This is a genomic window from Nocardia pseudovaccinii (assembly GCF_050942345.1).
Classification (GTDB): Bacteria; Actinomycetota; Actinomycetes; order Mycobacteriales; family Mycobacteriaceae; genus Nocardia; species Nocardia pseudovaccinii.
The window spans coordinates 4,355,888-4,380,018 of the sequence record NZ_CP192074.1 but is presented as its reverse complement, the minus strand read 5'-3'; the positions used below and the strand labels follow the sequence as shown (position 1 = coordinate 4,380,018).

The 24,131-nt window shown below is 69.3% G+C and carries 5 protein-coding genes; 1 reads left to right on the top strand and 4 read right to left on the bottom strand.

The features are described 5' to 3' along the window. Positions 1-1,029 (top strand): alpha/beta fold hydrolase, encoded by a 1,029-nt coding sequence (locus ACQPZ2_RS19625; RefSeq protein WP_433526860.1) that lies wholly within the window; start codon positions 1-3, stop codon positions 1,027-1,029. Here the strand turns inward: ACQPZ2_RS19625 and ACQPZ2_RS19620 are convergent. From ACQPZ2_RS19620 to ACQPZ2_RS19605, 4 genes are read right to left on the bottom strand one after another with little or no spacing between them, the layout of a single operon-like run. Beyond that, positions 995-8,611 (bottom strand): amino acid adenylation domain-containing protein, encoded by a 7,617-nt coding sequence (locus ACQPZ2_RS19620; protein WP_433526859.1) that lies wholly within the window; start codon positions 8,609-8,611, stop codon positions 995-997. The genes ACQPZ2_RS19625 and ACQPZ2_RS19620 overlap by 35 nt on opposite strands. Continuing rightward, entirely contained in the window at positions 8,608-18,990 is a 10,383-nt protein-coding gene (locus tag ACQPZ2_RS19615) for an amino acid adenylation domain-containing protein (protein ID WP_433526858.1), read from the bottom strand. The genes ACQPZ2_RS19620 and ACQPZ2_RS19615 overlap by 4 nt, the downstream gene beginning before the upstream one ends. Further along, the gene (locus ACQPZ2_RS19610; protein WP_433526857.1) at positions 18,977-19,822 is read right to left on the bottom strand and encodes a 3-hydroxyacyl-CoA dehydrogenase family protein; all 846 of its coding nucleotides are present in this window, start codon (positions 19,820-19,822) and stop codon (positions 18,977-18,979) included. Before ACQPZ2_RS19610 ends, ACQPZ2_RS19615 begins: the two co-directional genes overlap by 14 nt. After that, positions 19,819-24,126 (bottom strand): condensation domain-containing protein, encoded by a 4,308-nt coding sequence (locus ACQPZ2_RS19605; RefSeq protein ID WP_433526856.1) that lies wholly within the window; start codon positions 24,124-24,126, stop codon positions 19,819-19,821. Before ACQPZ2_RS19605 ends, ACQPZ2_RS19610 begins: the two co-directional genes overlap by 4 nt. Positions 24,127-24,131: the final 5 nt, after the last annotated feature.

Below are 24,131 nucleotides of genomic sequence, written 5' to 3'. Positions count from 1 at the left end.
ATGATCACCGCAATCCGGCCGCTGACGCACCGCTACCTCCGCACCGCGTGCGCGGTCGCTACCGTCGCGCTCACCCTGCTGATCACGGTCGGCACCGCAGCCTGCGCCACGCCGACCTCCACCAATGTTGCCCCCTACGCTGTCGCCACCCAGGGAAATCCACAGTTCGAGAACACCTTTCGACACGAGTTCGCCGACATCGACGGCGTCCGTATGCACTACGTGACCGGCGGCAGCGGCACGCCGGTCGTGCTGATCCACGGCTGGCCGCAGACCTGGTACGGCTGGTGGCCGATCATGCCCGCACTCGCCGAGCACCACACCGTCTACGCCGTCGACCTTCCCGGCTTGGGTGACAGCACCGGCGCACCGACCGGCTACGACAAAGCCACTCTGGCACGGTATGTGCACACCCTGATCGCGGACCGGCTCGGAGTGCGCGACGCACGTGTCGTCGGGCACGATTTCGGCGCCGCGGTAGCATTCCAGTACGCGAGCCAATTCCCCGCCGACACCGCACGCCTCGGCTATCTCGACCTGCCGCTCCCAGGGCCCGCGATGGATGCGTCCACGTACCGCTCACTGAGCTGGCACATCGCCTTCCACTCCCAGCGGCGGATCCCTGAGGTGGTCGTCGGCGACGACGTCCGCGATTACCTGGCACTGTTCTACCCCCAGGTCTCGTTCGGCGGCACGGCATTCGGCGGCACCTCGGACGGGTCCCCGTTCACCGACGCCGAGATCAACGAATACGCACGCACTTACAGCCGCCCCCAGGCCCTGTCGGGCGGCTTCGAGCTCTACCGCGCCCTCGACAAGGATGTCCACGACACCGTGGCAGCAGCACCGACGCCAGTCCCCACCCTGCTCATGACCGCGCAGGGCCAACTCGACGCGGTCCGCGCCACAGTGGCCGCGCGCATGACGAACATCGTGCAGGCAGTCGACGTGCCGCACGCGGGGCACTGGCTCGTCGAGGAGAATCCGCAATTCGTCACCGCGGAGCTATTGCGTTTTCTCGAGGGATAGCCCCGCCATCAGGGGTGGCGCACATCGCCTCCAGCGCGGTGGTCATCGCGGCGACGATGGACTCGACCGTTGACTGATCCAAAAGTTCGGCGGCGTAGACCATCTCGCCGCGGATTCCGGCGCATTGTCCGTCGGGGTGGTATTCCTCCCGCAGGTTCAGCAGTAGCTCGAAAGGGGTTCGGCGCACCGGCACCGGCCGGTGCCGGATCCCGAATCCATCCGGGGCCGTGCCGATGTCGAATCCGCGCAGATAGGTCACCATCACCTGGAACAGCGGATGATGGGTCCGCGAGCGTGGCGGGTTCACCAGCGCGACAAGGCGATCGAAGGGAAACTCCTTGTTCTCGTACGCGCCGAGAACGCGCTCGCGGACCTGATGGACGAGTTCGCGATGAGTGGGCGCACCCGACAGGTCGAGGCGCACCACCGCGGTGTCGACCACGCACCCGACGACATCCTGCAGCCCTTTCGAATCGCGTCCGCTCAATGCCACCCCGATGGGCAGATCGGTGCTGGCGCCGTGAGCGTTCAGCGCTACCGCGAGTGCGGTGTGCACCAGCATGTAGGTGCTTACCCGGTAGTCGAGGGCAGTCCGGGCGAACCTGCGATGGGAGTCGGCGTCGACGAGAACGGGCACCGCCGCCGCCGTATTCGCCCGCCGATCGGCGCGCGGACGGTCGACGGGGAGCACCGGATGTTCCGGCATGCCGTCGAGCATGGTGCGCCAGTACCGCGTCTGCTGCTCGAGCACGTGGGTATCCGGGCCGAGCAGCCCCCGCAACCACACGGCGTAGTCCGCGAATTGCGTTGCCGGACCGGGCCATTGCGGTACGTGCCCGGCAGCTCGCGCCTGGTAGGCGGTCAGGAATTCACGCTGGAGAATGCCCATGGATTCACCGTCGCCAGCAATGTGATGGACCACCCCGAACAAGACATGATGCTCGCGACCCAACCGGTACAGGCGTGTTCGCATCGGCTGCTGCGCCGTCAGGTCGAACCCGCGCAGCATCTCGGATTCCATTGCCCGCTCGACACTGTCGATACCTTCGGCGTCGACGATGCGGAAATCGGGCTGCGCCGACCCGATCGGCAGAATCCGCTGCACCGGGCCGTCCACCGCATATGGCAGCACTGTGCGCAGGATTTCGTGCCGGGCGATCAGATCGCCGTTCGCCGCCTGAACCGCCGCCGCGTCGAGCGGTCCATAGATGTCGAGCGCGGTCGCGATCAGGTAGTCGGGTTGCTGCCCGCCGAGATAGTTCACCGTCCACAGACGCGACTGCGCGGGCGAGAGCGGGACCGGGTCGGTGCGTGGAACATGCGCGAAGCCCGGTCGTGCAGTCTCCGTGCCCAGCCCGCGCCGATCGAGCACCTGCTCCAGTGCGGCAATCGTCGGTGACTCGAACAGATCGCGCAGCGACACCTCGACGCCGAGTGCGGACCGGACAGCGGCGACAACGCGAATCGCGGACAGGGAGTTGCCGCCGAGTGCGAAGAAGTCGTCGGTGACTCCGACATCCCGGCCGCCGAGGGCCTGCTCGAAGGCTGCCGCGATGACCTGCTGACGCGGTGTTCGGACGGGAACGGGAGCAGCGCCGGGCGGCGCGGGGAGCGCGCCGATATCGACTTTGCCCGTGCTGGTCAACGGCAGTTCGTCGACCCGCACAATCACCGACGGCACCAGGTAGGAGGGCAAGCTCGCGGCCAGCCGGGTCCGCAGTGCCGCGGTGTCGACGCCGTCGCGCCCGACGACGTGCGCGACCAGAGACTGCCCGCTGCCGGCCCGCCGCAGCGTGACTATCGCCGCGGCAATGCCGGGCTCACGTCGAATCGCCGCTTCCACCTCCCCGGGTTCGACCCGGAATCCATTGATCTTCAACTGCCGGTCGGCCCGGCCGAGGAAATGCAGCAATCCGGCCGCGTCCCATCGGCCGAGGTCACCCGTGCGGTACATGCGGGCACCGGGTGATCCGTACGGGTCGGCCACGAACCGCTCCGCGGTGCGGGCCGCGGCCCGGTGATAGCCGTTGGCGAGTCCTGTACCGGACAGATAGATCTCTCCGGATACACCGGGAGGCACCGGCCGTAGCGCCGAATCGAGCACGGTGACACGAGTGTTGTCGGCCGGACGGCCGATCGGGACGGGCAGTTCGGGAGACGCGTCGTCGGGGATCGAGAAGGTCACCGCGAAGCTCGTCGCCTCGACCGGCCCGTACAGGTTCCGCACCCCAGGCGGTTCCTCGCCACGGCGCACGGCCACGGCGGCCCGCGGCGACAGCACGTCCCCGGCCACCGCGAGTTCCGACAGACGGCCGAGCTCGTCCGGAGCCTGCTCGGCCAGCAGGTGAAACAGGCCCGCCGACAACAGCATCGACGTGACACGTCCCGTGCGCAGCACCTGCGTGTAGTCATGGACATCGAGCACGCCTGGCCGCGCGAGCACCACGGTGCGACCGGTCAGCAGCGGCAGCCACAGCTCGTACACGACCATGTCCCACGTGTGCGGCAGGTGCATCAGCACGCGTTCGTGCCCGTCGCCGTGGCCGACGCGATCGCGTGCCCGCGCAACGATATTGCGGTGGGTCACCTCGACGCCCTTCGGCGCCCCGGTCGACCCGGATGTGAACATGAGCGTCGCGACCGCGTCGGCGGCGATGGAGCTGCCGAGGTCACTGTCGTCGTCGGTCGCCGCGGTCGCGCCGTCGAGATCGTCCAGCACCAAATCGGTTCGGGTAAAACGCAGCAGCCGCCGCACGTGTGCGGGCGGATAGCGGTCGCTGAGCGGCACGCACACCGACCCCAGTTTGTAAACGGCGAGAAAGGCGACCACGAGATCGACCGAGCGCGGCAGCGCGATGCCGATCGGAACCCCCGGTCCGGCGCCGCGGCCCCGCAGCCACCGGGCGACACGATTGGCACGGGCGTTCAATTCCGCGTAGGTGATCTCCACGCCGTCGGACCAGATCGCGACATGCTGCGGGCACTGTCGCACGACCGCCTCGAAACAGTCGGCGATGCTGGCGTTTTCGATATCGGTGCGCGTCCCGCGTCCGGCGGCCAGCAGCTCGAGCCGGCGCCCGGGCTCGAACAGGGCGACTCGCCCGACCAGCGACTGCTGTCGTTCGGCGAGCGCCTCGCAGGCGGCCAGGATCCGCGACCACAGGTCGTCCGCGTCGGCGAGGCAGTCGATGCGGGCGAGCTGCACACCGATCCGGAAGGTCAACTCGCCGCCGCCGGGGACGACGACCACCGTCAGCGGAAAGTGTGTTCCCCCACGGACTTCGACGGACTCGACCGAGAAGCCCGCGTCCGGGTCGTCGAGCAGATCGGTGTCGACGGGGAAGTTCTCGAAGACTAGCGAGGTGTCGAAAAGGTCGGTCTCCCCCGCTGCGGACGCGATGTCGGGCAGACCGAGATGGTCGTGCTCCATCAGTTCCGCGCGCCCGGTCTGGATCCGAGCGGCCAGGTCGAGCGGAGACTCCCCCGGAGCCAAGCGCACTCGCAGGGGCACGGTGTTCATGAGCAGCCCGACGACGTCTTCCATCTCGGCGCCCGCACGGCCGGATACGGTGATACCGAAGACGACGTCATCGCCGCCGGTCAGGTTCGACAGCACCATCGCCCACATGGCCTGCATCAGCGAGTTGAGCGTCAACCCGCGTTCGGCGGCCCGCTCGCGCAGCGCGGTGACCATGGCGTCCGGCATTCGGAACGTGTGGTCTTCCGGCCGCTGCCACGGCTGCCGATCAGCCCGCGCCACCTTGCTCGGTTCGGCGCCGACGAGCGCCTCCCCCCAAGCCCGGCGGGCACTGTCGCGGTCCTGCGCGGCGGACCATTCCAGAAACCGGCGGAACGGTGTCGCGGGCGGCAGCTCGATGCCGCGGTAGCCGATCAGCAACTCGCGCAACAGGATTCCCAGTGACCAGCCGTCGAGCAGCGCGTGATGGTGGGTGAGCACCAGAGTGGAGCGTCGCACCTCGGTGCGGATCAGGGTGACCGTGAGCAGCGGCGCCGCGAGCGGATCGATCGTGGTGTCCTCCGCGCACACCCGGTCGACGGCGCGCTGTCGCTCGTCGGCCGTCGACGCGACGAGATCAACTACCCGCCAAGGTAATCCGATGTCGTCGCGAATCTCGTACCGCAACTGCGCACTGTCGTCGGCGACGAAGGATCCCATCAGCTGCGGGTGCCGCGAGAGCACGGATTTCAGGGCGGTGCGCAGCCGATCTTCGTCGACCGCGCCATCCAGCCCGAGTGCACACTGGACGAGATAGGGATCCTCGCCGTCGGTTTCGTAGAGGGAGTGGAACAGCAGCCCGGACTGCAATGGCGTCGCGGGCAGGAACCGGCGGCCATCGCTGGTTGTGGCCGGGATGCTCGCGACCGCAGGCGCGGCGGTCGGCCGGGCAGTGCCGACTGTGCGCGCGAGCGCGCGTACGGTCTGGTGTTCGAATACGTCTCGCGGGGACATGGCCAGCCCGGCCGTCCGCACGCGATCCGCCAGCCGGACGGCCAGAATGCTGTCCCCACCGGAAGCGAAGAAGCCGTCGTCGATGCCGATGCCGTCATGTCCGAGCACGTCGACGAACAGCGCGTGCAGCCGCGCCTCGATGTCGGTGCGCGGTGGTGCACCGGCGGCGCGTGCGGCGCCGTTCGTGGCGATGGCACGCAGCCGTCGTTCGTCGATCTTGCCGTTGGGTGTCATCGGGATGGTGTCGACGGCAATGATCGCGGATGGAATCGCTTGCGCGGGAAGCAACTCGGCGACCCCGGCGCGCGCGATGTCGACGTCGACCCGGTCCCCCGTGACGAAGGCGACGAGCCTGCGGTCACCGGGTCGGTACTCGACGGTCAAGACCGCCGCCGCACGCACGGCCGGTTGTTCGCACAGGGCGGCCTCGACCTCGCCGGGCTCGATCCGGAAGCCACGCACCTTCACCTGCCGGTCGGCCCGGCCGAGATATTCGAGTGTGCCGGTGCCGGTCCAGCGCGCCATATCGCCGCTGCGATACATGACGGTGCCGGGCGGGCCGTACGGGTCGGCGGTGAAACGTGCCGCCGTGCGGCCGGGCTGGCGCAGATATCCCGCGGCAACGCCAGGTCCTGCGACGTAGAGCTCGCCCGGGATGCCCGGCGGACACGGGCACAGCGTGGCGTCGAGCACGTACACGGACTGGTCGGGTAGCGGTGTGCCGATGTCGCCCGCCGACGGGTTGGGCGGCAAGGACGTGCCGGTACTGAACACCGTCGTCTCGGTGATTCCGTACATATTGACCAGACGCGTCCGCGCCCGATCGCATCGCGACCACCAGGCGGCCAGCCGCCACGGCTCCACCGGTTCGCCGCCGAAGATCACGCAGCGCAGCGACAGCTCCTCGCTCGCGGCGGGCCTATCGGTCAGGGCGTCGACCAGCATCCCGAATGCGGACGGCGTCTGGTTCAGCACGGTAACCCGTTGCGCCACCAGCAGATCCAGGAAATCGCTCGGCGAGCGCGCCACCTCGGCGTCGACGACGACGAGCTTGCCGCCGTGGCACAGGGCACCCCAGATCTCCCACACCGAGAAGTCGAATGCGGTGGCGTGGAAAAGAGTCCACACGTCGTCGGCGCCGAACCCGAACCACGATTGTGCCGAGGCGAGCAGTCGTACCACGTTCGCGTGCGTGACCACCACACCCTTGGGACGATCGGTCGTGCCCGAGGTGTGGATGACGTAGGCAGGGTGCAGTGCGGTCGGGCGGACGGCGGGCTCGGCCGGTGTGACCGGTGGCCGGTCCCCGATTCGCAGGACGGGTACCGTCGAGACCGAATCCGGCAGGGCGACTCCCCCTCCGGTGACGATCAGCGCGGGGACCGCATCGGCGACGATGGCCCGCAGCCGCTGGTCCGGATAGCCGGGATCCAAAGGAATGTAGGCGGCGCCTGCTCGCAGCACAGCGAGCATGGCGACAATGAGGTCCAGGGATCGTGGCAGCGCGAGAGCCACGAATTCCCCTGCACCCACACCGTATCCGGCAACGAGCTCGGCCAATTTACGGCTGCGCCCGTCCAATTCGGCATAGGTGAGCGACTCGGCGCCGCAGACGACGGCGGTGGCGTCGCCGCGTGCGGTGACGGTCTGCTCGAACCAATCGACAAGCGTCTCCGGCAGTTCCGCGGCGGGGGCGGGTGGCGCTGGATCTTCTGGGAAGGATCGGAGTTCCGGCTCCGGCGGCGTACGAAACGCCGAGTCCGGCAGCGTTCGCGGAACAGGGCGCAGCAGGACTGCCAAGGCCTGGTCCGCCGGTGTTCGCAGGCGGCCGACCGGGAGATCTTCCGGGGCTGCGGCTATGGCGGCGATCGTCTCGGTTAGCCGTCGGTGGTGCGCGGCCAGGTCGTGCTCGGAATACCTGAGCGTGCTGGATTCCAGTACGAGAGGTAGGACCGGCTCGCCGTTGTCGTACACACCGATCGTCAGGTCGTCGGAGCGCCCGGCCGATAGATGGCGCAGGGTAGCGGTTTCGGTGCCGAAGCGCAGGTCCTTCTGCATGGGCAACACATTGATCGTGGGGCCGCCGACACCGCCCCCCACACCGCCCGCCCTGAGGTCGGCGAGCATGTCGGCCTGCTGGTAGCGCTGGTGGCGCAGGATGATCAGGGATTCGGCACGCACCGCTGCGACGAGTTCGCCGACGGAAGCGGACGGGTCGACCGGTATGCGCAGCGGGACGATATTCGCGGTGACCCCGAGCGCGGTGCGGGAGCGTTTCGCGGGCACGGCGAGGCCGAGCGTGACCATGCGCGCACCCGAATCCGCATGCAGCAGTATGGCGATCGCGGCGAACACCCAAGCGGGCCACGCGGTTCCCGACGTATCCGCACGGGCCCGGAGAGCATGCCACGCCGGTGCATCGAGGGCCCCGACGTGCCTGATGTACCGGGGCCCGTCGGTCGCCGCCGGGATCCCGGCGAACAGCGGCGCATCGTCCGGTCCCGGGGTCGCGAGCCGTTGCGCCCAGAACCGCCGATCGTCGGCGAACCGGGCGGAGGCGCGGTAGCGAAGATCCTCGGCCACGAGGGCTTCCACTCGGTCGAACACCGATTCCAGCACCGTCCGACCGGCGACGAGCGCGGTGTAGGCGTCGGCGACCCGTTTGACCATGGCGGCCGAGGCGGCGCCGTCGAGAACCGCGTGATGCGATTTGACGAACCACGCGGTGCCCTCGGCGCCGAGATCGATCAAATGGTGTTCGAACAGCGGGGCACGGGACAGGTCGAAGGGCCGGTCGAGCGCCGCGTACATGTAACGCACCGCCTCGCCGTGCGGGTCGGCCGCGTCGCGAAAACTATTGCGGTGCAGGGGCCAGTCAGCCACGTCCGCGAGGATCTGGACGACCTCGCCCTCGGCATCGGTGCCGAACCGCACCCGCATCGTCTCGGCTCCGGCGACGACGATGCGCAGCGCGCGCTCGAACGCCACCTCGTCGACCGTGCCGTGGATGTGCACGTACCCGCCGATCACGAACCGTCGCCCGGTGTCGTCGAATTGCTGGGCGACCCATACATGTTGCTGAGCTCTCGTCAGCGGCAGGCTCGACGTCATCGCAGCTCCTCGATGGCGGCATGCGGGTCTCGCACGAACGCGGCGAGCAGGTTCCGCAGTTCGATGCCGAGCGCGGCCACCTGTGTTTCGTCGAAAAGGTCACGCAGGTAACCGAATCGGATGGTCAGCGAGGTGCCTGGATCGATGGTGAGCGTCAGCGGATAGTGCGTGGCGTCGTGCAGTTCGACGCCGGTGCCGGTAACGCCGCCGACCGCGGCGGCCACCGCGGCGAGCTGCTCGGTATCGACCGGATAGGACTCGTACGCCAGAGCCGTGTCGAACAGTGTGTCCCGCAGTCCGGCGGCGGCGTGGATCTCGGTCAGGCCGAGGTGGTGGTGCTCGATCAGCTCCGCCTGCTCGGCCTGTACGGCACCCATGAGCGCCGCCGCGGGCATGTCCGCGGCGATGCGCACCCGCAACGGCACCGTGTTGATACACAGTCCGACAATCGATTCGACGCCGGGCAGCGCGGCCGGACGGCCCGAAACGATCGCGCCGAACACCACATCCGCGCGGCCGAGCCTGCGCCCCAGCAGGATTGCCCAGGCGACCTGGAGCACCGTATTGACCGTGATTCCGAGTTCCATCGCGGTCGCACCGAGTGCAGCGGTGGCATCCGGGTCGAGCGCCCAGCGGTATTCCGCTGTGGCGGCGGTGATTTCCCGGTTGCGGGTGGCCGGGGCGACCAGTGACGGCACGGGCACACCGTCCAGCGCCCGCCGCCATGCCGCCGCGGACGCGGTCGCGTCGCGGTCGTGGTTCCACGCGAGATAGGCGCGGAACGATCCTCCAGGCAGCGGCAGCGGATCGTCGGAGGCGTAGAGCGCCATGAGATCTCGCAGCACCAGGGGCACCGACCAGCCGTCGAGCAGAATGTGGTGGTATGTCGCGATCAATACGTATGCCGAGACCCCGACGCGGGCGAGAGTGAATTTCATCAGCGGCGGTCTGGCCGGGTCGAACCAGTGGGCGCGGTCTCGGGCGAGGAGTTCGGACAGTTCACCATCGGCGCGCAGATCCACTTCGCGCCACGGTAATTGGACGGTCTCCGGCACCACCTGCCGGGATGTGCCGGTGCTGTCGGCCACGAATGCCGCGCGCAGATTCGGATACCGCCGCAGTATTTCCCGCGCGGCCTGGTGCAGCCGATCGCCGTCGACCGCTCCGTCGATACGGAGTACCGCCTGCACGTTGTAGACGTCGACCGCGGTGCGACCGGACGGTAGCGGCTCGGCGAGCATGGCGTGCAGATACAGCCCCGGTTGCAGCGGCGCGAGGGGCCACACATCGGTGAGCCGTCCGTAGGCGCGCTCCCACCGGGCGATGTCGGCCCCGCTCACCCGGACCAGTGGGAAGTCCGAGGGAGTGTGCCCGCCCGCATGCGCGGTCCGGGCGTGGGCGGTGATCGCGACGAGCGCGTTCACCCACAGATCGGCCAGCTCCGACACCTCGGCGGCTTCGAGAAGTGTTTCGGGATAGGCGAATGCGGCACGGAGGCGGGAGCCGGTCACGATCGCGTTGATATCGATCGCGGCGGGCGCGGGCAGGTCGGGGTCCGGATCGGCCTGCGTCGTGCGGACTCCGGCACCGCGGTCGTCGACGCGTCCGAGGTAGTTGAAGCCGATCTGTCCGGGCATCGGTCCCGGCAGCAGTTCGGCGGTGTCGGGGTTCAAGTAGCGCAGCAGTCCGTAGCCGATCCCGCGATCGGGGATGGCGCGCAACTGTTCCTTGACCGCCTTGATCGCCGCCCCGGCCGCGTCGGTACCGGCCAGTGCTTCCGCGGTGTCGATATCGGTGAGGTCCAGCCGGACCGGGTAGAGCGATGTGCACCACCCCACTGTGCGGGACAGGTCCGCGCCGGGCGCGATCTGCTCTTCGCGGCCGTGGCCCTCCAGCCGCAGCAGCGCCACCGGTGCGTTCTCGCCGCGCCGTGCCCGCCATACCGTGAGAGCGATGACCAGCGCGGATATCAGGATCTCGTCGACTCCGGCGTGGAACAGGCCGGGTACGGTCCGCACGAGCGCCTCGGTGACCGTCTCGTCCACAGTGACATCCACCGTCGCGATGCGCGATGCGATATCGATACCGGGGTCCAACGGCCGGGACCCGAGCAGCGGATCCGGCGTCGCGCAGATGCGCCGCCACATACCGAGTTCGGCGATCCGACTCGGATCACATGCCGCGTCGACCAGGGCGTACGACCACCGGCGCATGGAGGTGCCGGGCGGATCCAGTTGCGGCGGTATCCCTTTCGCGCCCGGCTGCATGGCCGCGAGCAGGTCGGGAATGAGGATTCGCCATGACACACCATCCACGGCGATGTGGTGTGCGCACATGATCAGTCGGCCGGGCACGCCCGTGCGCACCGGCTCGAGCCAGACGAACTGCACCACGACGCCGGTCGCCGGGTCGAGGCGGTCCAGTGCGGCGTCGACCTCCGCGGCGGCGACCGCCTGCAGGGTGTCCGCGTCATCGATTTCGCACCGGCGCAACAACTCCGCCGGATCGACGGTTCCCGGCGGCGAGATCTCCAGCCGCCACTCGCCCGCACCGTCGCGGAACAGCCTGCTGCGCAGCATGTCGTGCTGGTCGACGACCGCCACAACGGCGGATGTCACGGCGTCGCGGTCGATCCCGAGGGGCAACTCGAGGATGAGGGTCTGGTTGACGCGACGGAAGGTGCCGCCACGTTCGGTCAACCAGCGCACGACGGGGGTGAGCGGCAGTTCGCCGACACCACCGCCGGGCAGTTCCGGCAGACGCGGCACCTCCGCGCCGGAATCCACGGTCCGTGCCGCTATGGCGATTCCGGCCACCGTGCGGTGCTCGAAGACGTCCCTCGGCGTGACGTGCAGGCCCTTGGCCCGCGCCCGAGAGGCGAGCTGAATCGAGGTGATGCTGTCTCCGCCGAGGGCGAAGAAGGAGTCGTCCACACCCGCCTGGTCGACGCCGAGCACCTCGGCGAACACCTCGGCTATCGCCCGTTCGGCGGCGGTGCGTGGCGCCTGCGCCGAGCGCGGCCGGAAGACCGGATCGGGCAGCGCCGCACGGTCCAGTTTGCCGTTGGAGGTCAGCGGCAACGTATCGATCGCGACGATGGCGGCGGGCCGCATATACATCGGAACCCGCTGCGCGACATGCGTTTCCAGTGCCGCAGAGTCGAGTATCGCATCCGCCGCGGGAACCGCGTACGCGACCAGCTGCGTCCCATCGGCGCGGGCCACGACGGCGGCCTGCGCCACCGATTCGTGTTCGAGCAGTGCGGCCTCGATCTCGGCCGGTTCGATCCGGTAGCCGCGGATCTTCACCTGTTCGTCCCCGCGCCCGAGGTATTCGAGGTGCCCGTCGGCGTTCCAGCGCGCCAGGTCGCCGGTGCGATACATGCGGGTGCCGGGCGCTGCGAACGGGTCGGCCACATAGCGGTCCGCGGTCGTCGCCGGGCGCGCGTGATAGCCGCGGGCGATCTGGTGCCCGGCGAGGTAGAGCTCGCCCGCCGCGCCGACCGGTGCCGGGCGCAGCCGCGAATCCAGCACGCGGACGGTCGTTCCCGGTAGGCCGCGACCGATGACACTGGCCCGCGCCGACCCGACGCGTTCGTGATCCAGCGCCAGGTGTGTGGCATGCACCGTCGCCTCGGTGATGCCGTACAGATTCGAGATCCGCGTCCCCGTGGCCGGGCGGGCGTCGTACCACGCACGCAGCCTGCGCAGATCGAGGGCCTCGCCGCCGAGCACGATGTGCCGCAGCGTGGGTCCGGTGGCAGCACTGTCGTTGTCGAGCAGCGTGTAGAACGCCGATGGTGTCTGGCTGAGCACCGTAATCCGTTCTCGCGCAAGCAGTTCACCGAACTCGGCGGGAGATCGCGTCAGGGCGGAGTCCACGATGACGAGCGTGCCGCCGGTCGCGAGCGCACCCCACATCTCCCATACCGAGAAGTCGAAGGCGTGGGAGTGGAACATCGTCCATACGTCGTTGTGGTCGACGTCCAGTAGCGAGCGGGTGGCGGCGAGCATCGCGACGACATTGCGGTGCGTCACGCACACGCCCTTCGGCCACCCCGTCGAACCGGAGGTGTACAGCACATAGGCGACGTTGTCCGGGTTCGGTGCCGCGGGCGCGATATCGGACGGCACCAGACCATCCGCACCGTCGAGGACAAGGCACGGCAGGTCATTCGTGGGCAGCGCTGCGCGGTCGGCCGCCGTCGTGACCATGCAGTCCGGATCGGTCTCGGCGAGCACGAATTCCATGCGCCGCACGGGATTGTCGAGGTCGAGCGGAATATAGCCAGCCCCGGACCGCAACACACCGAGCATCGCCACGATCAACTCGACCGAACGCGAAACGGCCACGGCGACCAGCGATTCGGGCCCGACCCCACGGGCCGTGAGGGCACGCGACAGCTCGGCGGAGGCATGGTCGAGCTCACGGTAGGTCAGTGCGCGGGACCCGTGCCGCACGGCGACGCCATCGGGTCGCGCGGCCGCCTGCGCCCGGAAGAGGTCGACGAGGGTGGCGTCGGGCACCTCTCCGGGCCGCTGCCAGCGCTCCAGCACCAGATTTCGTTCCGCCGCACCGAGCGGGTCGATACCGGCCACTGTGATATCCGGATTCTCGGCGATCGCCAGCAGCACCCGCACCAGGCGCTCGCCCAGCCGGGCCACGGTCGCCTCGTCGAGCAGGTCCGGACGCCAGCCCGCCAGGATGTGCAGTCGGTCGCGCTGCCGCACGGTCAGCGTCAGCGCGTAATGGGTTGCCTCCCGGGACCGCAATCCGGTGATGGTCATGTCGGCGCTCGTGGCGGCGTCCGCACGCAACCGCGCCGCATCGAACGGATAAGACTCGACCACCAATAGCGTGTCGAACAGGCCGCGCTCATCGACGTCGCCCTGCGAAACGATGTCGGGAAGCCCCACATGGTGATGCGCCGCCAGCTCGAACTGTTCGCGCTGCACCCGGCGCAGCAGCGATCGCACGGTTTCGTCCGGAGCCAGCCGAACCCGGACCGGCACGGTATTGATGAACAACCCGACCATGGATTCGACGCCCGCTAGGTGGGCGGGGCGACCCGATACGGTGGTGCCGAAAACCACATCCACCTGATCGGTCATGCGCGCCAGCAAGATTGCCCACGCGGCCTGCACGACGGTGTTCACTGTCACCTCGAGCTCGGTCGCGAGGCGGGAAAGCCGTTGTGTCCGTGTCTCGTCCAGCGTGATCTCGTGCTCCAGGGGCAATGTCGCCGGTGCGCGCACGGGCGCTTCGCCCGCCAGCAGCGTCGGCTCGGGCACATCGGACAGCGCCTGCGCCCATACCTGCCGGGATACCGACTTGTCCTGTCGGGCAAGCCATTCCACGTACCGGCGATAGGGGCGCGGCGGTTCGCCGGTGACACCGGCATATCCCGCGACGATCTCGCCGAGCAGCAGCGGTATGGACCAGCCGTCGAGCAGCAGGTGGTGATAGGTGACGACCAGCTGGGTGCGGCCCGCGCCGACGCGGGCCAGCAGGAAGCGCAGCAGCGGCGGCCGTTCGAGATCGAACGGCGTCGCGCGTTCGGTGTCGAGTACGCGATCGAGCGTCCCGGCCGATGCCTCGGCCAGGTCGACTTCGCGCCACGGCAGTGCCGCCTCTCCGGTGACGAGCTGGACGGGAGTCCCGTCCCGGTCGACGACGAAGGCGGCGCGCAGGTTCGGGTGCCGCTCCAGCACGGCCGCCGCGGCCGACCGCAGCCGGACCGCATCGACCGTGCCGTCCAGGGTCAGCACCAGCTGCACCGTGTAGACGTCCACCGCGCCGGGATCGAACATGGCATGGAACATCATTCCGGCCTGCAGCGGCGAGACCGGCCACACCTCGGTCAGCGCGGGATATCGCTGCTCCCACGTCTCGATATCACTCTGGGTGAGGGTGACCAGCGGGAAGTCGGACGGGGTGTACCCGCCGCGCGTGCGTGGATCCCGCGCGTGCCGGGCGACGGCGGCCAGCGCGTCGCGCCACAGTCGAATCAGCTCCCCGCCCGCCGCGTCGGTGAACAGCGTGCGCGCGTAGCCGACGCTGGTCCTGAGCCGGTTGCCGAGGACGATGGAATCCACTTCGATGGCGCCGAGCGCGCCGCGCCGCGCATCGGGCCGGATCGGCAGCATGGCGTACTCGGGTGCGGGCAGCCAGCCGATTCCGGACAGTTCCGCCGGGAGGTCGATACCGGTGATGTGTCCGAAGTAGTTGAACGAGATCTCCCCCGGCTCCTCGCGCGGCAGCGCCGCCGCCGTCTCCTCGTTCAGATATCTGAGCAGGCCGTACCCGAAACCATTGTGGGGTGTGGACCGCAGCTGTTCCTTGACGGCCTTGAGGGCGGCGCCCATGGCGGGGCCGCCGGTGAACGCGTCGTCGATATCCACCCCGGTCAGATCGAGTCGCGCAGGGACGATAGAAGTGAACCAGCCGGTGGTGCGGGACAGGTCCGCCCCCGCCACCGCGTCCTGCTCGCGTCCGTGGCCTTCGAGCCGCAGCAGCACCGACCGCTCACTTTCGCCGCGCCGCGACCGCCATCGGATGACGGCGAGCGCGAGCGCCGTCAACAGCGCATCCGCCACCCGAGCGCGGTAGCGGCCGGGTATCGCGGTGATGAGCGCGGCAGTGTCACGCTCGTCGAGTTCGATCGGGGTGTGCGCCACGTCCGCGGCGAAATCCCGGTGCGGGTCGAACGGCCGGTCACCGAACGAGGGATCCGGCCCATCGACGATCTCGCGCCAGACCGGCAGCTCCGCGACCCGGTCCTGGTGTCGCGCGGCGTCGACCAGCGCGTGCGCCCACGCCCGCATGGATGTTCCGACGCCGGGCAGCGCGGGTGTGGTTCCGGCCGAGACGGCCGCCCACGCGGAGACGAAGTCGGGCAGCAGGATTCGCCACGAGACGCCGTCGACGGCAATGTGGTGCGCGGCGATGATCAGCAGGCCGGGTGATCTGCGCGGCTCCGGGGTGAGCCAGACGAACCGCAGGACCGCGCCGGTCGCCGGGTCGATCCGGTCGACCGCGGCATTCAACTCGGCGGTGGCCAGCGCCGCGAGCTCGGCGCCGTCGAGATCCGCGTCGTGCACGACATGGTCGATCAACGAGTCGACGTCCACGCTGCCGGGTGGTGCGACAGTCAGATGCCACTCGCCCGTGGCATCGCGGTAGAGCCTCGACCGCAGCATGTCGTGGTGATCGACGACGGCGGAAATGGTGGAAACCAATGCGCCGCGCTCGATTCCGTCGGGCAGATCAACCGTGATCGACTGGCAGAAGCGGTCGAAGTTGCCGCCGCGCTCGACCAGAAAGCGAATCACCGGCGTGAGGGGCAGCTCCCCGACGCCACCGCCCGGCAGCTCGTCGAGCCGCGGTGTTTCACCCGCGCCGGCGGCCTCGGCGATGGCCGCCAGGCGTGCGACGGTGCGGTGCTCGTACACCTGCTGCGCCGTCACCGCGACGCCGCGCGCCCGTGCGCGGGACACCAGCAGGATCGACATGATGCTGTCGCCCCCGAGCGCGAAGAAGGACTCGTCGACGCCGATGCCGTCGCGCCCCAGCACCTCGGCGAACACGGCGGCGAGTTCGCGTTCCGCATCGGTGCCCGGCGCACGAAACGGCGTCGGCTCGAATACGGGCGCAGGCAGCGCTTTTCGATCTACCTTGCCGGAGCGGTTCATGGGTAGCTCGGTGAGCACGATGATCGACGCGGGCACCAGGTGTCGCGGAAGTACCTCGCTCAGCCGCTGTTGCACGACCGCCGGGTCGATATGGTGCCCGGCCGCGGCCGTGACGTAGGCGACCAGTCGATCGCCCGCCGCCCCGTGGTGGACGGCCGCGACCGCCTGTGCGACGGAATCCTGCCCGGCGAGGACCGCCTCGATCTCGCCGAGTTCGATCCGGATACCGCCCAGCTTCACCTGGAAATCACGGCGGCCGAGGAACTCCAGCTCCCCTGACCCGGTGCCGCGCACGATATCGCCGGTGCGGTACAGCCGCCGCCCCGGACTACCGAACGGGTCCGCGACGAACCGCGTTGCGGTGTGCCCGGCACGTGCGATGTAGCCGCGAGCGAGCGCGGTGCCGCCGAGATAGAGCTCGCCGGGTGCGCCTTCCGGGACCGGCCGCAGGCAGGCGTCCAGTACATACGCACGCGTATCCCAGGACGGCGCGCCGATCGGGACCGCGTCGATGTCGTCGGCGCCGACCTCGTGCCGAGTGACTGCGACGGTTGCCTCGGTCGGACCGTAGAGGTTGTCGTATCGGGCGCCCGGCGCGACGGCGGGCAGGTGCGCGGCGAGGCCGGGCGTCATCGCCTCACCCGCGACGAGTACGCGGCGCACACTCGCCGCTAGCGGTTCGGCTACCGCCCGCCGGTGTGCCGCGAGCGTAGACGGCGTGAATTGCACTGTGCTGACGGCATTCTCGGCGATCAGACGCACGAGCTCGACCGGATCCCGGTACGCGCCGGAGTCGTCGACGACGACTCGCGCGCCGACGGTGAAGGGCCACAGCACCTCCCATGCGGATACGTCGAACGACAGCGCGGTCTTGCGCAGCACGACATCGGTGTCGTCGAGTCCGTGCGTGTGCTGCATCCAGCCGAGGTGTGTGCAGAGGGCGGAGTGCGTGACGCCGACGCCCTTCGGCCGTCCGGTCGACCCCGATGTGAACAGCACGTACGCAAGGTTTTCCGGGCGGATCGGGGCGATCCGGTCGGCGTCGGTCACCGTGACTGGCGATTCGCCCGACAGGTCGAGTTCGTCGAGGTGCAGCACCCGGGTGTCCGGGGGCGCGTCGAATCCGTCGCGCCGGGTCGTCAGCACGCACACCGGCTGCGTGATATCGAGTAGGTAGGTGTGCCGATTGCGCGGGTGGTCGGGGTCCAGCGGCAGGTAGGCACCACCGGTCGCCAGTACCGCGTGTACCGCCACGATCTGCTCTGTCGAGGGCCCGATCGCCACTCCCACCATCTGCTCCGGTCCCACCCCGAGGCGAATCAGCCTGCGCGCCAATCGATTCGACGCATCGTGCAGCTCCGTGTACGACATGCGGCGTCCGGTGGCGACGAGCGCGACGGCATCCGGCGAGCGGGCAGCCTGGGCCGCGAGCAGGGCTGCCAGTGTCACCGGCGGGACTTCCGCAGTGGGACCCGCGAGGTATTCGATGTCATCGGGCCCGGTGAGACCGATGCGGCCGATCGGCGTGCCCGGCGCGTGGGCGAGCCGATCCAGCAACCGGACGATCCGGTCCCGGTGCACCCGATGCTCCTGTGCGGCAACGGCAATGCCCCAGCCACCCGCGGCACGGTCGTCCACGCACACGGTGAGCCCGTCCCCCGGCCCGAAGGAGGCGGTCACCGCGGCTCCGCCCAGCCGGTCCAGTGCCGCGCCGCCGAGCATGCGCACCGAGAGCGGCCAATGCCCGTGCACCGGCGATTCGGACCAGGGCTCATCGATGTCGGGGATGTACCGGTGTCGCCGCGACCGGCGCAGTTCCAGCCCCACCTGTTTGGCGATCGTGTCGAAGCTCGCGTGCTGCGGTACCGAAATCCGCAGCGGCACAATGTTTTCACCCTGGGCGACCGCGACCACGTACTCGCGTGTCATGGCCAGCCGGGATCCGTAGACGGCCAGCGCGGCCAGCACGACGGCGGCAGCGCCACCGCCGCAGGCTCGCGCGATCCTGGTGAGCTCGGTCGATGCCATCACCTCGCTCCACAGTCCCGCAGTCACGGGAGTCTGCCCACTGCCCGCCGGGATCGGTTGGGGCCGGGCCGCAGCGGCCAACGACCGCTCCCAGTAGGCGCGATCGGTGGCCCATGCGCCCGACTCGCGATATCGGCGTTCGTTCTCGAGCCGGTCCGCGACAAGGCCGAATGGCGCGCCCGCCGTCGGATCCGAGCGCACCCCGTCCAGAACCTCGCGCACCCTGGCGACGATCGCGAGCATTCCCGGTTCGTCGTTGATCAGGCGGTGGTAACGCTGGAACCAGCCGAGCCGGTCGTCCGCGAGCCGGAAGAGCACCTGCCGGTACAGCGGTCCCTGGGCGATATCCAGTGCGCGCGACCGTTCTTCGGCGATCCAGGACGACACGATCCGGTCCGGATCCCCGCCGACGGCATCGATCACCTCGGTCGGTACCGGCATGGTCTCATCGACCCGCACGGCGCCGGTATCGTCGCCGCGAAACACGCTGTGCAGCAGGTGACATTCCCCGATGACGGTATCGACGGCCACTCGCAATGCCCGCGTGTCCACCGGGCCGCTCAGCTCGAGATACAGGTCGACACAGCGATCACCGGCCGCGAGCACCGCGCGCTGCGCGTCGCTCGGTGCCCACGTGTGCATCGTCTCAGCGATAGTCATGGAACCCCCGTCCGGTCTTGCGCCCGAAGTGTCCGGCGTCGACGAGTGCCGCGAGTGCGGGCGGCACGCGGTAGTGGGACTCGCCGGTCTCACGTCGCAGCACCTCGATGGTGTCGGCCACGTTGTCCAGCCCGATCAGGTCGGCGGTGCGCAGCGGTCCCATCCGATGCCCGAGGCACTGCTCGAACAAGGCGTCCACCGTCGCGGCATCCGTTCCCGTATCCAGCGTTGCCGCGGCCTCCGCGATGCTCAGCATGAGTACGCGGTTCAGTACGAAACCGGGACGGTCGCCGACGACGATCGCCTCCTTGCCCAGCGCGGCGATCAGGTCGGTCGCCCGCGCCAGAGTGTGCGGCGCGGTCTGTGCGCCACGCACGACCTCGACCGCGGTGGTCAACGGCGCCGGGTTCATGAAGTGCAGACCCAGCACCCGATCCGGTCGTTCGGTCGCGGCAGCCAATCGGGCGATCGGGATGGCGGACGTACACGACGCGAGCACGGCGTCCGCGCGGCAGTGCCGGTCCAGTTCGCCGAACAGCTGCTCCTTCAGCGTGATCCGCTCGCTCGCGCACTCGATGACGAAGCCGACGGCGCTCAGCTCGTCGATCCGCTCCACCCACCGCACCCGCTGGCCGATGTCGGGCGCGGTCCGGCGATCACCACGCCCCAGCAGCAGCGCCAAACGCACCGATTCGTCGAGGCCGCGTCGCGCCCGCTCGGTGACGCTCCGATCGGGTTCGACGACCTCGACCTGATATCCCGCCTGCGCGAGGCACTGCGCGATACCGCTACCCATGGTGCCCGCCCCGATCACCGCGACAACGCCGTTCATCGGGCTACCTCCGTTCCCGCGATACTCCGCAGCGTGATATCCGGCACCGGATCGTGCGGCGTCTCCGGTAGGGCGCGCAGCAGCCGGACGAGATCTCCGAGCATGTCTCGCACCGTGGATTCATCGAATAGTTCTGTGGCATAAGCCAATTCGATGCGGTTGCAGTCTTCGGTCCGCACCAGGTCGAGCGTGAGCTCCGCCGTATCCGGGCGAGCGGCGCGGTAACGGATCGCCCCATCGCCGGTAGTCGCCGTCGGTGTTGCCAATGCCGCCGCGACCCGCGCGAGCAGTTCGGCCCCGGTCGGTTCGTCGGCGAGGTCGATGCGGGCCGCCCCGGTCGCGAGTCCCACCTCGACCTCGTCGGAACCCGAATACCAGGCCAGCAGCGCAATCCACGCGCCGAGCAGCTCCACATCGCCGGGCACGATGTCCAGCCGCTCACGAACCGCCGCGGTGGTGTACCGCATCGCGCCGGTGCCGCGCGGTCGGTCCGTCGGGATCTCCAGTGCCGCCGCCGGTTCCGGCGCCGTCGCGGTGGTCACGAGCTCGTCGATCGGACGGTCAGGGGCCGATCCCACCAGCTCCGCGAGGATTTCGAGATAGGCCGCGGCGAAACCCGCGGCGGTGCGCTGGGTGAACAGCTCGGTGCTGTACTCGAAACAGGCCAGCATGTCCTGGCCGTCGCTGCGATCGTAGGTGATCAGACTGAGGTCGAATTTCGCCGTGCCTGCGGGCAATCCGCCGAACGCGTTGTGTATCGAATGCTCCAGGTCGAAGAATTCCGTCTCGCCGTCGCCGAGGGGATTGCCCGTACCGGGAAGTTCCTGATGGACGTAGAGGACGTCGAAGATCGGGGTGCGGGACAGATCGCGTTGGTCGTCGAGTGCGTTGACGACCCGTTCGAAGGGGATCTCCTGATTCTCGAGCGCTCCCAGCACGATTGCGCGCACCCGCTCGAGCAGATCGGCCACCGTCGCGGGACCGGACAGGTTGGTGCGCAGGGCGACCGTGCTGTTGAAGAAGCCGATGAGCCCCTCGAGCTCGCGCCGGGTGCGGCCGGTGGTCGGCGTGCCGATCACGATGTCGCGTTGCCCGCTGCGGCGCGCGAGCAGGACGTACAGGCCGGTCAGCAGGACCACGAACAGCGACACCGACGCCCGCTTCGCCACCGTGCGCGAGCGCTCCAGCAGCTCTGCCGAAACCGTGAACGGCTCCAGATCGCCGACGAATGTCTTGCGCGGCGGCCGTGGAAAATCGGTGGGCAACTGCAGTTTCGGCGCATCGCGCAGCAGGTGCACCCAGTACTCGAGCTCGTGCTCGATGGCGCCCGACTCGAGCAGGTCGCGATGCCAGCGCGCGTAGTCGCGGTAGCGGATCGGCAGCGGTTCGAGCGCGGCAGCCCTGCCCTCCTGCCGGGCGGCATACAGCTCGGGGATCTCGCGGGCGAGGATGCCCGGGGTGGCGCCGTCGGTGACACAGTGATGGCAGGTCACCTGCAGCACATGTGCGTCCGGTGACAGCGTCACCAGCAGCACCCGGACCAGCGGGTCCCGGGCCAGGTCGAACGGTGTCAGGGCGGCCTGGCGAATCAACTCGCGCGCGGCGGCGGCGGGGTCGACCGCGTCGGAAACATCGGCGACACGGAAGAATTCGCCGAGCGACGGACGTACCCGGACCGCGGGCCGTCCGTCGATCTCGACGAGGTTGTAGCGCAGCGGTTCGTGCCGCTCGGCGAAATCCTCGAAGGTCCCCTTGACGGCCGCGATATCGATCGCACCCCGCAGCACATTCACCACCGGGTAGTTGTAGAGGGTGGTATCCGGAACGAGCTGGTGGTGGAACCACATTCGCTCCTGCCCGGCCGACATGACCAGCTCGTCGGTCCGCCTGATCGGCGACGGGCCCGGCTGGGCAACCGCCGGGACGGCCTCCGCACGCAGCAACTCGGCGAAGTCGGCGACCTTGGGCCGCTCGTAGACATCGAGCAGTTTCGGCCGGAATCCGTAGGTCTCGGCGACGCGCTCGACGAGTTGCACAGCGATGATCGAATTACCGCCGAGGTCGAAATAGTCGTCGTCCGGCCCGATTTCGGTCTCCGTGTGCAGGAGTTCGCGCAGCACCATACGCAGCCATTCCGTCGCATTCTCCGGTCGTTCCGCGGTGGACCGCGCAGCAGCGGGGACGCTGGCGGTCGCCGCCGCCGTTGGCAGCTCGACCCAGCAGCGGGAGCCGTGCAGCGGATGTCCCGGTAGCCGCACCTTGCGGCCGTCATCGGCATTTGCCCGCGACCAGTCGAGGTTCACCCCGCGTTCGTAGAGGCGGCCGAGAATACCGACCGGACCGCCCGAATCGGCTGTGCCGAAGAGGATCTCCGCATCGGGACGGCCCGACAGGTCTTCGGCGAGCAACCGGCCCAGCATGCCGTCCGGGCTGGGATCCACGAATACGACCGGCCCATCCCGCAACAGCGTGTCCGCCGCGGCGAGCAATCGAGACCTGTCCACGACGGGCGCCGCCGCGGCGGTGGCCAGTTCGTCGGGATCGACGCGCGCCGACGATCCGAGCAGGTACCGGGCCGCGAACTTCGACGCGCCCCCGCTCAGAATCGCGGCGAAACCGATCCCGCAGGCGCGCAACCGATCATGTATCGCGATCTGGCCCGCGAGCACTTCGGCGACGACTTCCGTCGCGGGCAGCTGATCGGGCAGCCGGGCGGGCTCGACCCCAGCGGGCGCCGCACCGGGCGAGAGAAGCAGCGCCACCCGCGGCGGGACCGGCTGCGCGCCGTCCGGATCGATCTCGGCACCGCGCCGCACGAGCTCATCGACGAAATCGCCGGTGTCCGTGGCCGATACCGCGACGCGATAGCCGTAATGCGTGCGGCCCCGACCGAGCGTGAACGCGACGTCGGCGAGATCGACTGCGCCGCCGCGCAACTCGGTCGCCAGCTCGCCGCACAGCTCGGCGAGCGCCGCCGGGGTCCGCGCCGAGATCCCGACCAGCCGGTGACCCGGCTCTCGCGGTCGTTCGACCACCCTATCGTCGGGCGCCTGTTGCACGACACAGTGCGCGTTCGCACCGCCGAGGCTGTACGAGCTGACTCCGGCCAGACGCGGCCCGTTCTCGGCGGACCACGGCCGCGGCCGGGTGAGCACGTCGATCCCGGCCGCGGCCAGATCGAAATCGCCGGTGGGACGGCGGAAATGCAGCGACGGATACAGGCGGCCCTCGGCGACCGTCAGCGCGGCCTTGACCAGCCCGGCGACTCCTGCGGCGTGATCGAGATGCCCGATATTGGTCTTGACCGATCCGATCGGCAGGGGCCGCGACCGTCCGGCGAAGACGGTGCGCAGGCCCTCGAGCTCGACCGCGTCGCCCAGCCGGGTGGCGGACCCATGTGCCTCGAGGTATCCGGCATCGCGCGGATCGGCACCGGCATTCGCCCAGGCTTTCGCGATCACTCGCGCCTGGGCGGCGGCGCTGGGAGTACTGATCGTCGCGGAGGCGTGCCCGTTGTGCAGCACCGCACTGCCCCGGATGACGGCGTAGACGGGCGCGCGATCGACGCGGGCACGGCCGAGCGTGGTCAGCAACAGGGCGGCGCCGCCCTCGCCGGGCACCGTGCCGTCGGCGTCGGCATCGAACGCCCGGCACTGTCCGCTGGGCGAGGCGATCTCCGTCATCGTCTGCGCGGTCCATTCCGGAGATCCGCCTGCGCGCACGCTGACTCCGCCCGCAAGCGCGTAATCCGCGTCACCACAACGCAACTCGCGACAGGCGTGGTGGACGGCGATGAGCGAGGCATTGCAACCGCTGTCGATCGCGTAGCACGGACCGGTCAGTCCGAGCAGGTGCGCGATGCGGGCCGTGACACCGAAGGGCAGGTTGCCCAGCATGCTGAGCGGGCCGGGATCGACCGCCATGGCGTGGTAGGTGGGCATCGGTGCGCTGAACACCACCGCGGTGGTGGCCTCGCGCAGGGTGGCGGGCGCGTATCCGGCGTCCTCGATTGCCCGGTGCGCCAGTTCGAGCGCGATGCGCTGTTGCGGATCCATCAGCGACGCTTCGCGTTTGGACAGCTCGAAGAAGGCGTAGTCGAAGGTGTGGATATCGGCCAGATGACCCATGGGAAGGTAGCCGACGGTGCGGTCCAATGCGGTCGCCGCCGCACGCGCGTCCGGCATCGGCCCGATCGAGTCCCGGCCGTCGGCGAGATTCGCGCGGAATTCGCCGACGTTCGAGGCGTCGGGAAAGCGCACTCCGATGCCGACGATCGCGATGTCGTCGTTGCTTGCTGTATTCACGGTTA

Excerpts from the sequence above, each read along its gene's own strand:
- ACQPZ2_RS19615 (WP_433526858.1), bottom strand. The coding sequence starts at position 18,990 with ATGACTATCGCTGAGACGATGCACACGTGGGCACCGAGCGACGCGCAG.
- ACQPZ2_RS19625 (WP_433526860.1), top strand. The coding sequence starts at position 1 with ATGATCACCGCAATCCGGCCGCTGACGCACCGCTACCTCCGCACCGCG.
- ACQPZ2_RS19610 (WP_433526857.1), bottom strand. The coding sequence starts at position 19,822 with ATGAACGGCGTTGTCGCGGTGATCGGGGCGGGCACCATGGGTAGCGGT.
- ACQPZ2_RS19620 (WP_433526859.1), bottom strand. The coding sequence starts at position 8,611 with ATGACGTCGAGCCTGCCGCTGACGAGAGCTCAGCAACATGTATGGGTC.